5 protein-coding genes are annotated in these 14,305 nt (G+C 33.8%); all 5 read right to left on the reverse strand.

Features of this window, described 5'->3' with window-relative positions:
- Positions 1-165: 165 nt before the first annotated feature.
- The gene (locus tag FVE73_RS10680; RefSeq protein WP_018498925.1) at positions 166-912 is read right to left on the reverse strand and encodes a hypothetical protein; all 747 of its coding nucleotides are present in this window, start codon (positions 910-912) and stop codon (positions 166-168) included.
- A complete protein-coding gene (locus FVE73_RS10685; RefSeq protein ID WP_018498926.1) occupies positions 912-10,514 on the reverse strand; it encodes a two-partner secretion domain-containing protein in 9,603 nt (3,200 codons plus the stop codon). Before FVE73_RS10685 ends, FVE73_RS10680 begins: the two co-directional genes overlap by 1 nt.
- 72 nt (positions 10,515-10,586) lie before the next feature.
- Positions 10,587-12,395 carry a ShlB/FhaC/HecB family hemolysin secretion/activation protein gene (locus tag FVE73_RS10690; protein WP_018498927.1) on the reverse strand — a complete coding sequence of 603 codons (1,809 nt, stop codon included), beginning with the start codon at positions 12,393-12,395 and terminating at the stop codon, positions 10,587-10,589.
- A 304-nt stretch (positions 12,396-12,699) separates the two neighbouring features.
- A complete protein-coding gene (locus tag FVE73_RS10695) occupies positions 12,700-13,284 on the reverse strand; it encodes a hypothetical protein (protein WP_018498928.1) in 585 nt (194 codons plus the stop codon).
- A 64-nt stretch (positions 13,285-13,348) separates the two neighbouring features.
- Positions 13,349-14,140 (reverse strand): ParA family protein, encoded by a 792-nt coding sequence (locus FVE73_RS10700; RefSeq protein WP_018498929.1) that lies wholly within the window; start codon positions 14,138-14,140, stop codon positions 13,349-13,351.
- Between the last annotated feature and the right edge of the window lie 165 nt (positions 14,141-14,305).

Here is a 14,305-nt window from a genome sequence, read left to right on the forward strand (position 1 = left end):
ATGGGTGAATTTAGTATAATTAAAGTTTTTTGTATTAATTATTTAGAATGTATGAAAATGAGAGAAAAAATAATCGCTGTCTTTTACAACAACGATTATTTGAAATTTTATAATTCAACTCTCACTTTCAATTTCTAATTTAAAATTTTTCTGTATTAACTTTTTCTATTTTTTATTATTTTCAAGTAAATTATACAATTTTATTAAATCCTCGTTCAAAGAATAGTAATAAGTATCTAGAAACCAATCTTCAAAATATACTTCATTAGAAAAATTTAAATATTTATGCAAATCTGAATAAATCCTAAAATTAGAATTGAAATTAACTATAGATTCATACTCTTCTTTCTTAGAATAAATGTATTCTGCTACTTTTTCTATTTTTTTTAATTTATCTTGAAAATCATCTATTTTTTCCATCTTTTTTTTCATTTTTTCATATTCATGCAAATCTAAATAATAATTAAAATCTTTTGATAAATATATTATTACTTCTGAATCAATTATCTTTTTATTAAAAAATGTTGTTTCAGGAAGATCAGTAGTTGTAATTCTTGGAATAACTGATATACCCTTTGATAAATACATTTTTTTATCTAATTGTTTTACTAAATTTTTAATTTCATCACTATAATTTTTTAATTCATCTTCTTTTATAGTAAATTCTTTTATTTTATCTTTATCTATCAAAAGGGAGCAATTTGAAACCAAAAAATTTGATAAATTATATTCTTTAAGACATAAAGACAATTTTTGTTTCGTTTTTAATATTTTTATTTTTTCATCTTTCTCTATTTCCATATTTAACCAATTTTTATCATCTCTTATATTATTATTTATTCTAGCTATTTCTTTACAATTTACACTGATACCAATCAGAAAAAAAATAATTATTTTTTTTAAATAGTTCATTAGTATACACCTCTTTTTAAATTCTCTTTACCATGATTTATCATAGTTTTAACTTCAGTAGAGTTTGGAGTGGATGATTTTTCATATTTACTACCTTTTATTCCCGTTGTGTTAATCTCTTCTTTATTAGTTGGATAATCAAAAAACGGAATATTCAAATTCACAGTAGTTTGTGAATTTTTTTTTGCTTTATTCATTTTTTCTTCAAGTTCAATTCTAAAAAATTTGTAATAATCTGAATTTTTATCTTCTAATTTTTTTAATATTTCTGAATGTACAGTATCTATCTTACCCTCTTTATTATAAGCTGTAAAATTTTTATTTTTCAAATTATTTATAATTTTATTATAGAAATCATCTAATGAATCTGCTAATACAGGTACTTCAAATTTTCTTTCCCCACTAAAATGAATTCCATTTCCATCTCTATATATTTGATAATGAGGTGTTAATACTTCGTTTATGCCCTCTTGATTATGGGAACCATGATTCAATTCGTGTGAATAAGCTACATAGGGTATAAATGTTTCGTCTTGATCTCTTACTTTAATTAATCCTGTCTTTTTATCAATTCCATCATACACTTTATAAGAAATGTTTTTATATTTGTCTATATGATAGTCTATGCCTAGTATTGAATCTGAACCTTTTCCTTCTATTCCATTGTCTATCACAGCATCCTTAGGTGATACTGAATTCACATAGGCATTCCCCGGAGTATTTCTGACAAAAATTGTATTTTGATCCTTTATAACTCTTTCTATTAAATTATTTTCACTTGTATAGTTTTTTCCATCCCAAACTTTTGTATCAAATGTTTCATTTGAATTTTTAATTTCAGGTTCTCCATTCCAGGAATTTAAAATTTCTGCTTTATCTTCTCCTTTGTACATATAATTCTCATTAATAAAAGCTACCTTTCCAGTTATTGAATGTTTAGCTGAAGGACTTTTAACTTTTCCTTTTTCCCAAACTATTTGTGAAGATGATAATTTACCATCATTTCCAGCATACCATACAAAATCGTCTTCATCTATTACAAGTGGTCTATTTGTTAATTTTTGAGTATTTGCATAAAAATCTTTAAAAAATTGAGATTCCCATCTCATCTTATTAGCAATTTTATCAGTATCTTGAGCCACTATTCTTTCTAATGAAGCATTTTTTATTATATCCTGCGAAATTTGAGAATTATTTTTTAAATCCTCAATTGTTACACTAATACCAAATTTTCTGCCTATTTCTTTAACTTTTTCATCATCATTCAAATTTTTATTATTTAAAATTTCTTTTAAATTATTTTCTGCATTTGAACTTTTTAAAATTGTCCCTCTGATTATTTCGGGTATATTTTTTTCTGCTGTTGCCAAATCAGAATTAGAAATACCATATTTCTGAATTATTTCTTCTCCTATCTTTTTCTTGTTATCTCCGCTAGCATTTTTATAATCAGTTAGTTTATTCTGTAATTCACTTTGTAAATCTCCTGTAACACTTTTAGCTAAAAGTTCTTTACCTTCTAAATCCAAACTTTTTATAGAATTTGGCAAGTTATAACTTTTAATCCCTAACTTATCTTGTATTTCTTTTTCTAATTTAGAAATTAAGTTCATATCTTTTCCTACTTCTATAAAATTATCTTCGGCAGAGTGAACAACTTCATTTTGTTTTGCACTTCTATATATTCTAAGATAATTCGATATTTTTAACTTCTCTTCAATATCCTGATAACTAGCCAGCCTATCTTTTTGTTCCCTAGTCAATGTTTCACTGTTCCAGTTCAATCCTCCACCAGTTCTAGCAAGATAACCCTTATCCATTGCCTTCTCTATAAATCCTGAAGCTCTTGCTTCTCCAAAGTTGGCTAGTAGTTCTGTATCTTTACCAGTTACGTTATGTGTTAGTTCGTGTCCGAATACCGAATTTAAGTTAAAGTTGCTTACTGATGAAATATTGTCCGCATTTAGCCATATTGAGCCATCTTCAGCTACAAATCCTGCTGCATTCATTTTATTTTTGGCATTAGGATCATCTTGCGATACTTCTGAGTTGACATAGAAGTTAATTTCTAATTTCTTGCCGTTCTTTGCGAAAATTTCTCCATATTTATCCTGCATTTCCTGTGCTATCTGCTCTTTTGTCTTTCCTTTAGTGTCAATATAGCCTAGATTTCTTACAGTTTCCTGAACCCTTTCAGTTCTTAGGAAGTCAAGGAAGCCATTTTTTTCTTTAGAGCCGATTGTATTGAAAGCCGCTTTTGCCACAGCACCAACCGCTTCAATTTCATCCTTGGCTTTCCCAATATCCTCTTTCAGTTTAGCTGGATTAGTAAGATATTCAATAGTCTGGCTCTCTACATTGATATTGGTACTGCTATGAGTGTCCCTCGTTACTTCATTGGCTTTTCCTAAGTCCCTGTTTATTTGGCTTCCCTCAGCTCCTGCAATCTCAACATCTCCGACTACTGTATTTCTTGTGATTCCTTGCTTGTCCCTGCTGTCCTGATTAAATCCAACGTTTGTAATTCTCGGTTTTCCTGTTGAAATTCCAAGTGATCCGCCTGTTGTCTTCATTGTGTCGTGATTCTGAATATCTTTTCCAACATAGCTGTCAATCTTGAAAGTTGAGTTTCCTTCCTTTCCAACTACAGCTCCTGTATTTTCAAGCGTTCCGACGTGAAGACTACTTCCATTTCCGACAATGAATGTGCTTTGGTTGTCTACGAATGCTCTATCTCCATTTGTTCTGCTTCCGTTTATGTTTACAGAGCTTGGCACTCCATTTGCACTTATTCCAAGGCTCATTCCGCTTGAACTTCCAGTTGTGGTGCTTGTATTCTGTCTTGAAACAACTTCAACTTTTCCAATATTTCCAGTTAGTTTTCCACCTTCCTGATTAAAGCCATTTAATACCATTGAGCCTGTGTTGTTATGAACTTCATTTACATTCTTGAAGTTTCCGTTTGCATAGACAGTTTCAACTGTATTCTGGTTGCTTCTGCTTGTTGAAATGCTTCCGCCATTTCCAGTAGTCTGTATCTTATGTCCATAGCCAATTGTAGCTCCTGCATTTATTCCTCTGCTTGAACTGCTTGAGCTGTAGCTGTTATGAAGTTCCACGGCTTCCTTCTGAATGTTTGCCACGTTGTTGTAGATGAATGTTCCGCCCTGAGCCTGTGTTCCCTGATACGTTATGTTGTTTACATTATTGTAGGTAATGCTTGAATTTTCATTCATTGGCTTCAATGTAGTTACAGCCGCACCTTCAGTATGGGAGCTTGAACTGCTTTGTGAACGTGTAAATCCTGCATTTACTCCGATATTGGCGTAGAAGTTGCTGTTTGCCTGTGCGTCTCTTGCACCTTTTGCTCCTACGCTTCCGTTCACATAGTTTGTCTGTCTTGTCCCCTGATTGTCTGCTAATCCTTTAATTGTCCCAGTTACGGCGTTTACTGCTTCCATAGCTCCGCCTGCCGCATCTCCATTCTTGACTTGGCTTACAGCACCTGCAGCCTGTTTAATTCTATCCTTAATTGGGCTGTTTATTCCTGCCGATATTGTAAATCCGCTGCTCTTACTTGAAGTATGCACATCCCTTGTGTCAATTCTTGCACCATATTTTACATCGCCATTATTGATTTGGATATTTCCATATTCAAAGTTTGTGGCTGTAATTTCTGCACCCCTGTTTAATACTGAGCCATCTCCAACTTGAAAGTTTGATTTTGCATTTATTGTACTCTTTTCATCATATGTACTTTGTGATTTTCCATATCCTGCTGAAATTGTGCCGTGGCTTACTCCACCAGTAAATCCTTTGCTCTTGTTCTTTTCGTAGTAGCTGTTGTGCAGTTCTCTTGAGTCCGTTGTAACTTTTCCGCCTACAAAGGTGTTTTCTCCAAGAACGATGTTGCTTCCTATCCCTTCAACATTTCCTGTAATTACAGCATTCTTTCCAAGCTGTAAATTACTTGCAACGTTTTCTTCCTGATGAGATTTTATGTAATTGCTATTTGATGCAAAAGTGCTTTTATTACTTTGTCTTGATTCAATATCATAGGTGTTGATTACTGATTCAGCCCTTACATTTCCAACTGCAAGCCCTGTCGTGTCTTCAGCTATGAATGATGAGCCTCTTAGATTAAGGTTTCCAATTCTTCCTTCTGCTGAATTTGCAACTGCTCCACCGCCAAAATGTGTTGTTTCTGCATATTTTGAATAGTTGCTTCCACTTATTCCAAGCGTGCTCTGCCCTGATAATGATAATGCGCTTGTATTGAAGCTGTTTACATCAAGTGCCAGATGATCAGTCTTTAGCATTCCGCCTACAGAGTTATAGCTGTCAGCCTTGATGAAAGTTGTACCTTTTGAAGTGATTCCACCAATTGAGGCTATTTCCTCACGCTGAGATTTATCGTACTCCCCATAGTTAAATCCAGTTGTTCTTTTTGTGGTATTGTTAATCACATTCCCCTTTTCAGAAATCAGGGCAACCGCCTCTTCACCGTTAATCCGTCCGCCGATATTTTCAATATTTCCAACAGAACTTATATATGTCTTGTCTCCTGAAATTTCTGAAAGCAGGTTGTTAGTCGTCTCATTTCTTACAGTATTCGCTTCAACATAGGTAACTCCGCCATTACCCCATTTTGTACCATCATTTACAAAATCCTTGGTCTTGACATAAGTTCCGTTTATTCCGCCAACCCTGTTTCTAGTATCATCGCTTATGCTTTCCCTAGTCTTGCTGCTTAGATAAACTTGTGGAGCAAGGACTTCAACTCCATTTACATTTTTGGTTACATACCAGACAATATCCTCGTTCAAGTTATTTATCTGATCTTGAGTCAGTTCTTGCCCTACTGTAAGTCCAAGCCTTGTACCTTCAGTTGCGGCATTGTCCATCATTGACTGAATTAGCTCCTGATTAGATTTTCCATTTATGAATGATGTTCCCAACTTTTCAGCTAATGATCTAGTTAATAACTGGTTTTCATAATATGCATCTCCAAGCCGTCTGGTTCTATCCCATATTTCGGAATAGCCAACTCTTGAAGTGAAGTAGTCGCTTCCAAAATATTGCCCAAGACTTATGTATCTGCTTCTAGTTTCCAGCAAATATTTAGAACTTGGATTCATATTTGTTGTAAACATTGCGCTTGAAAGTATTGGATTTACGTCTATTCTTCCGGTATTTTTAATATCCTTAATCCCTGAATTGTTTCCTGCAATCTGAATTGCCCTGTCAAATCCATTGTTTACAGGATTATTTAAGTTTGTGCTTCCATTAACCTGTGAATTTCCGTTAAAGCTGCTGTTTACTTTAGACAGCAAGGTATTTCCTGCAGCCTGAACCTGCCCGTTGGCAGAACTTGTCCCTTTATTCATTCCAACTGAAGTTGAAGAAATCAAGGCTCTGCCAGTCGCTCCGCCATTATTTAATACTTTACCATTTCCAGCTTCTATTGGATTTTTTATGATATTTGGAGCATTTACATTTACTACTGCCCCTTCAATGATGGAAGGCTGTCCGCTTTCATATCCGATGCCGCCATTCTCTAAGTATCTGCTGTAAGTTCCGTTTGCGGAGCTCCTTCTGCTCCCGTGTCTATATGTTAAATACAGTTTTTCCTGTCCATTCTTTAACTGGACTGCATTCCCTAACGTTACAGAATTTTCAAAATTTGTTGCATTAATATTGACTAGGCCTCCGCCTGAAATTATGCTGTCCCTGTTTTTAAAATTACCTGAATTTATTGTAATATTTCCACTTGCTAAAACCTTACCATATTCAGTTGTTGCCCTGCTATCTATTTTTCCTGTCAAAGTATTTCCAGGTACTTCCGGAGTATTTGTTCTAGTAAGCTTTCTTCTCTGTCCCAATTTTGCTCTGGCAAGATCAGCATACTGAGAAAACAGCAGAGAATTTCCAGAATGTTTTGCAATCATGCTTTCAAGCCAGCTTCTCTGATGCCTTTTTACGCTGCCCCTGTCCCTGCTTCTATGTTGAAAGTCAGGCTCATTGACTATCCATCCATTCAGAACTTCAGCTTCGGATAATCTTCTGCCATCCCAAGTTTCATAATACTTCTCATAACTTCCTAAATTAGAAACCCTACCAATGTTTTGAAAATCGCTGGAAGTAATTGTAATATTTCCTGTCGACTGGATTGTACCCACATTGTTTGTAATCTTTGCGGCATTAAGATCCATGTTTCCGCCAAGTATTTCGGCCTCATCATTCATTATCTCATTTGCCTTGATGGCAAGAGCCTGCCCTCCATAGATGGCTTTGCCTTTATTATTCTGAACCTTGCCCTGTACGTTCATTTCAAGATAATTGTCAAATGCAATTAAATCATTATTCGTAATGTTTCTTCCTGAAACTTTTCCGTTATTTCCAGTAATCATGCTGTTGTTGACTACTTCCCCACGGCCATTTACGATAACCGTATCGGAAGCAAGCTCCCTGTTGTTCGTAAAGTCATTTGAGTTAATCTCAATTAATCCAGTTCCAGTAGTGTTCCCATTGTTTGTAATGTTGTTTGCTGAAATCTTAAGCCTATGCTGTCCGTGAAGATTCCCAGTAAGGTTAATATCCTGGTTAATGCCAAGCTCAACATTGTTCCCCTTGATTGTTCCAGTATTATCAAATCTTTGAGCATTTCTCATCAGTATTTCGCCTGATAAAATTTCCCCAGTGTTTGCAATTGCTGAACCGTCAAGCAGAACTCTATTATTTGAGGCAATCTTTCCGCTATTTGTAACATTCGCATTTGCGGCGTTTACATTATTGACTGCAGTAATTTCCTTAGTATTAATTAAGGTATTTGTAGTCAAATCAATATCTTTTCCTGAATAGATAAATCCGTCATTTCTTGTATTAGTTACGTTAGCTTTAATATTGTCAGCATTTATCTTTCCTGAATTTACAAAGTCAGCTCCTAAAATATCAATTCCCTTACCGTCAACCGTTCCGCTGTTCACAAGCGAGTTTGTGCCCTTAATATCTCCATTTGTCGCAAATGTTCCAGAGTTATCAATTCTTTCCCCAGTTATGCCTTTTCCAGCCGCAATTTTGCTGGAACTAGTGGCATTTTTTATATTCTTGGCACTAATTGTATCATTGGCAAGCAGTTTTCCTGAATTGTCAATGTTTTCGCCTGAAACTTTACCGATTGCTGTAATGTCTCCGCTGTTTGCAATATCATCCGTCTTAAGGTTTACGCCTTCAACTTTTCCAGTATTCTTTAAGTTATTAACTTCCAGATTCTTGACATAGATATTTCCATTGTTTTCAGTATTCTTCCCTGCAAGGTCATCATTTGCCGCAATTCTTCCATCATTCTTAATGTTTCCTGCAACTGATATGTTCTTGGAAGTTTCAACGGCCCCGCTGTTCTCCAGTTTTCCTGAAACTGTGATTTTTCTGTTTGCCCTTACATTCCCTGACGTTACCAGGTCATCAGATGAAACTGTCCCAACAGCTGTAATATCCTTAGTATTCTTAACATTTTTTGCCTTTAAGTCCCCATTTGCAATGATTTTACCATCATTCTGAAGATTTCCAGCTGTTACGTTTTTTGAAGAAATTGTACCTGAATTAATAGTGTCCTTACCTGTCAAATCTCCGTTTGAAGCAATTCTTCCAGTATTTCTTATACTTCCAGACACCTTCACATCTTCAGCAGTTTCCACTGTCCCGTCATTCTCAAGCTTTCCTGAAACTGTAACTGTCTTATTTGCCTTTACAGTTCCTGAAGTTGCCATATCGTCACTTGAAACTGTTCCAGCCGCAGCAATGTCTCCAGTATTTGTTACCTTCTTAGCTGTAATATTTTCTCCTGCAGTAATTTTTCCATCATTCTTCAAATTGTCCACAACAACATTCTTAGAAGCAATGACTCCAGATGAAACAGTATTTTTACCACTTAAATTACCACTGACCAATATTTTCCCAGTATTATTAATGTCCCCTGAAACAGCTACATTCTTTGAGGTTTCAACTGTTCCGTCGTTGTCAAACTTTCCGTTAATCGAAAGATCTTCATTAGTTCTTAAACTCCCTGATGATTTTAAGCTGTCAGCTGAAACTTTACCAACAACAGTAATATCCCCCATACTTGAAACATTTTTAGCCGTTAAATTACCGTTAGTTAAGATTTCTCCAGTATTTTTAATATCCTTTGCCAGTAAATTACCATTTGCACTGATTTTACCGTCATTAGTCAAGTTATCAACTTTTAGGTTCTTAGCTGCAACTGTTCCTGACGTTACTGTATTTCTAGCCGTTAAATCTTCATTTGTCAAAATATTTCCAGTGCTGGCTACATTTCCTAAAACTGAGATTCGCTTAACGGAAGTCAATGCTCCTGTATTGTCAAATTTTCCATTAATATCAGTAATTCCTGAAACCTGTATATTTCCGGAATTATCCAAGTTTTTTACATTAAAGTTTCCTCCGGAAAGAACTGTTGCAAGAGAGTTTCTAAAATCTTTTGCCGTTATGTTCCCTGAAGCATTAATATTCCCAGAATTTATCATATCAAGCGTATTCAGGTTTCCGCCTGTGTATATGTTGGACTTGTTCTCAACGTTTCCATTAAGATTGATGTCCTCATTTGCCTGAGTCTCCCCATCCAGCTTTATTTTAGCCGCATTAATATTAATCCCCTTGTCAGAACTTGCAAGCTCACTTTGGGCATACTCAGTCCCGTTTATTTCAATGCCGTTTCCTTTAATCTTTGCGACATTGATTTTCCCGTCAGCTGTAATCTCAAGCTTTGTGTCCCTTGAGTAGATAAGTCCATTGGAGTTTACCCCTGCCCCCTTGTCCGTACTTACTATCTTTATCTGCCCGGCATACATCGATCCAAGGTTGCTTGCATCAATTGCAACTGAATTTATTCCGTTTTTTGAAGTTACAGTTCCGCTAGAGTCAACAGTATTTTCCCCCAGAGTTACATCAACCTTGTTTCCAACAAGATTTCCCTGCAGCTCCATAGCTTTTGCAATAACGTTTACATAATCGGTATTAGTCGCATCAAAGCCATTAGCCCCAATAACAACTCTTCCCTTTTCGACATCAATGCCGATTACATCCCCGTCCTTCAACTTAACTTTTCCAGTTGTAGGGATAAAGTTCTTTATGTTGATTGTCCCTGCGCCGTTTAAATATATTCCATTTTCATTGCTTAAGATCACGTTTACTTTCTGCCTGCTGAGAGCCTCGATATATCCCTCAATCTGCGATCGGTTTGCCCCATTAACCTGCAATAAAATTAGATTTGCGGCCTGATTCGGCCCAAGATTAGGATTTGCGTTAATAATACCGGCAAGATGGCTTCTTCCGATGTTGTCGGCATTGTTAAGAACCTGCCCCTCACGTCCCACATTGTACTCTAAAAACTCGTTAATACTTACACCACGGCCATTCGGAGTGGAAATATTAACGACAGGAACGCCATTCTGGGATCTGTCAAGGCTTGTGTTGTACCTTGAATTAGGGTCAACCTGAAGTCCGTCGGCAAGAATATTAAAGCTGAACACGTTTAGCAGCAGTGCCGCAGTTAATTTGCGTAATATCTTACTTTTTCCTCTCATTGTTCATCTCCTTTCGATATTTTTACTGATTACAATTTGAAATTTTTTATTATTTCTATTTTGAGTTATTATCTAAAAATTTACTTTCAAAGAGCCACTAAAATACATTTCCTGCTTCTTAGGGCTTAAATACTCTGAATGTGCCATAGGTTTTGCATATCCAAAGTCAAAATCAAACATTTTTGTATCAAACCTGATTCCAGCTGTCATTCCAGTTACATATCCAGTCCTGTATTTAGATTTATCCCTGTTGTACTTTGCAGCCCCGTATCCATAATTAACATATGGAGAAACAACCGCAAATTTCTTAACTGGAATATTATATGCCAGCTCATTGCTGATTTCTATAGCCTTATCTCCCTGAATGGATTCTCTTGTATTATATCCTCCTACACTTCCAATACCACCTATAGTCTGCCTTTCACTTCCATAGAGCACATCATTTGAATAGCTTCCATAAACATTGGCCCTATAGATAAATTTGTTTGTTACTGGCTTGTAGTAGCTAAGGTTCACATTGTATTTATGAAACTGTGCTTTCGGAGTTGTATCTATTTTGCCGTTATCCCTTTCAGCATTAAATATTTTTAATCCTCTTTCGTAACCAATAGAACTTCCAAAAATTCCTCCAAAGAGTGAAGTAGTAGTATTAAGGCTCACTGTACCGACTGTAAGTTTTCTGTCAGACAATACCGACTTTTCAAGATAGCTCTGATTATGTCTTCTTCTAATTCCCAAATCAAGACTAACCTTGCTTTTCTGATTTCTAAACAATATTTTTTCGAGATCTGCTGATAAAATATGATTGCTCGAATACATGTCATATACAGTATTTGCTGTATAAAAGCTGCTTTCCTGAATACTTTTACTTGAATTGAGTTTTAAGGTGTAAGTTCTGAACTTCATTGTATATCCAAAATTAAACATATCAAGCCGCCTTTTATATGGCAATGTATCCCCATTTGCAGGATCATATCCTACTGGTCCTATTGGCAAAATCTCTCCGGGCTTTAATTCTTCAATTGTTTTCTTCCAGCTTCTGTCTGGATCCTTTTTAGGTACAGTCATATATGTGAAATAGAAGTTGTCTCCAATTCCAAGAGGGCTGTCAATATTAAGGTTGATACCTCTCCTCCATATTCCATTCTGCTTGCTGTCCCCATAGTTGTTAGCTAAGATTCCGACAGTATATTTATTCTTTAATCTATTTTTTACTTCAATTCTTGAATAGTTTTCCTTTCTTCCAGGAAGAACTTCCATAGTCATATTGTTGGCATTGATTGAGTTAAAATTGTCAGTTGCCGTGTCAATGTCCCTGATATTAAAGATTTTCCCCTTGTTCTTTGAAAACATAAAAAATTCCTTATACTTATCAAGCCCATTGCCGGAATTAATCCTTATATCCTCGATTCTTCCTGCAACAATTTCAAGGTTTAAAGTTCTAGTAGTCAGGTCATTATTCCTATCGAAGTTTACAACAGATGTAGTATATCCTTTAGAAATTAACTTGTTTGTAAGATCTGTAAGAAGGTTTCTGATGTCATCGGAACTAAGTTCAAGATAGACATATTTTTCAATAATTTTATTTTTTTCCCTTTGAGATAGCAGCCTGTCATTGTCTTTTATATTGACTGATTTAATTAAAAATTTATTAGTATTCAGATTATTACTTTCAATATTCTTATCAACCTGAGGCTTAGGGCTGTCAAACTTTGTATTCTCAAATTCCTTCTGTATTTTCTCTTGCTGCTGCCTTGTTCTTTCTTGCTCAATCTGTCTTTGCTGAATATCAATAATTCTGTTAGCTTCATTAACTGGAGCTGGAAAGGCAAGATTTGCAAGCAAAAATGTACCAAAAATTATTATTTTCTTATATCCCAAAATTTACCTCCTTTTTTTAATTAAAGATTAAATAATTCTAACACAAATTAAAAAAAAAAGCAAATAAAAAACGTTTTTAAAGAAACAGTATTTTAGATGAGAATATTATTAATATATATTCATATAGAGGCATATGAGGGTAAATTTGACTATGAAATAAGTTTGTAGTGTAAAAGGTTGGATAATTAGAAAAAATTGCTTAAAATGGCTTATATTAGCAAATTTTAAATTTATAAAAAGTGTATATACATCGTATTCCCCTTTTTTGATATAAAAATAACTTTTTACGAGTGATATAAATTTATTATAACTGTGATTTTATTTCCATTTTTTCGATTTTTAATTGTCTAATTTTTCTTTGAAATTTTTTTATTTCCTTGTTTATTTCTTCAAGTCTTTTTGTATAATCTATTTCAGCTTTTGCCTTTAATTCTTTTATTATATTTGGAGCTTCTTTTGGGTTATTTAAAATTTCCTCTATTTTTTCTTCAGATAAATTTTCAGAGTTTTGGTTAATATATTTCACAGTTCTTTTTGAACTTTTCAAGGCCATAGGATTTTCTCCATATTCTAAATATTGTTTATATTTCATAATAGAAATTGAGACCTGATCCTTAGAGAAGCCCATACTTTTATACCATGCCATAAAAGAGCCATCTTTTTGTGTTTTAAATTTTTCCTGTGCTTCATATAAATATTTACACATTTCTTTTGTTCTATTTTGTATCAGATTCCAAGCCATATACAAATTATTTTCAATACTTCTTATTTCAGAAATAAATTTATCATCTGTTATTTCATAAGCTGAAAAATCAAAATTACTTTCATATTGTTTTATGTTTTCAATTGTTAATTCGTCTATTTTCTTTAATGAGTCAAATCTTCCCATTGTAATACTCCTTTGAATTTTTTATAAAGATTGTATCATTTCGACCGCGGTCGAAATGGAAAAACTATTCTAATTCTTTGATTAGTTCATTTGCAATATTTCTGTAATCTGTCGACGAAGGCGAGGACTTTTTATAAGTTATAATATCAAGATTTTCTAACATTGCATTATTTATATTTGAATCTTTTCTAATATAATTTTTGGATAAAATATTTGGACTAAGTCCCAAGTCATTTGAATTAAAAAAATCTGTGTATTCTTTCAATGCATCTGCAAAAACTCTTGTTCTTTCTTCTACTTGAACAAAAAATACTTTTTTTAATTCTAGTTTAGGATTATTTCTTTTTCCAATAAAATATATTTTTATCAGATCATTAATACCATTGGTATCTATCAGGCTACATTTTGAAGGTGCTACAATATAGTCTGTTGCATTTAAAATACCCCTTACCGTGTTATTTATTGAACCTTCAGTATCAATAATGATATAGTCATAGTCCTGTTTCAGTTGTTCTGTTATATTTGAAAAAATATTAAAGATAGCTTGATTGTCAGAATAACTCGCAAAAAGCATTTCAAGTTGAAGTAATTTTTCATCAGAAATTATAACATCTACTTTATTTTTGCTTGTAATATATTTTGCCCTATCAAATTTCATTGTTTCGTAACATTCTTTTATTAAGTCAAAAATTGTATTATCATTTTTTAAATTAAGATAAGTTGAAACAGCATTTCTTGGGTCAGTATCTATTAATAATATCTTTTTTCCTTTCAAGCTCATTGCATAAGCAAGATTAACAGCTGTAACGGTTTTTCCAGCCCCGCCTTTAGGATTTACTATGCTTATAACTTTCATAAAATACCTCCTTTAAAAATCTATTTATATTTTATATTTCGACCGCGGTCGAAATGTTAAAATTAACAAATATGAAATAAGATATTGTGTCTACAATAACTTTATAATATTGTACTTTGAGTTTTTTAAAAGGTCAATAATAATTTTTTACTTTTGGTAAAATTT

This window comes from Leptotrichia wadei, assembly GCF_007990545.2.
Lineage (GTDB): Bacteria > Fusobacteriota > Fusobacteriia > Fusobacteriales > Leptotrichiaceae > Leptotrichia > Leptotrichia wadei.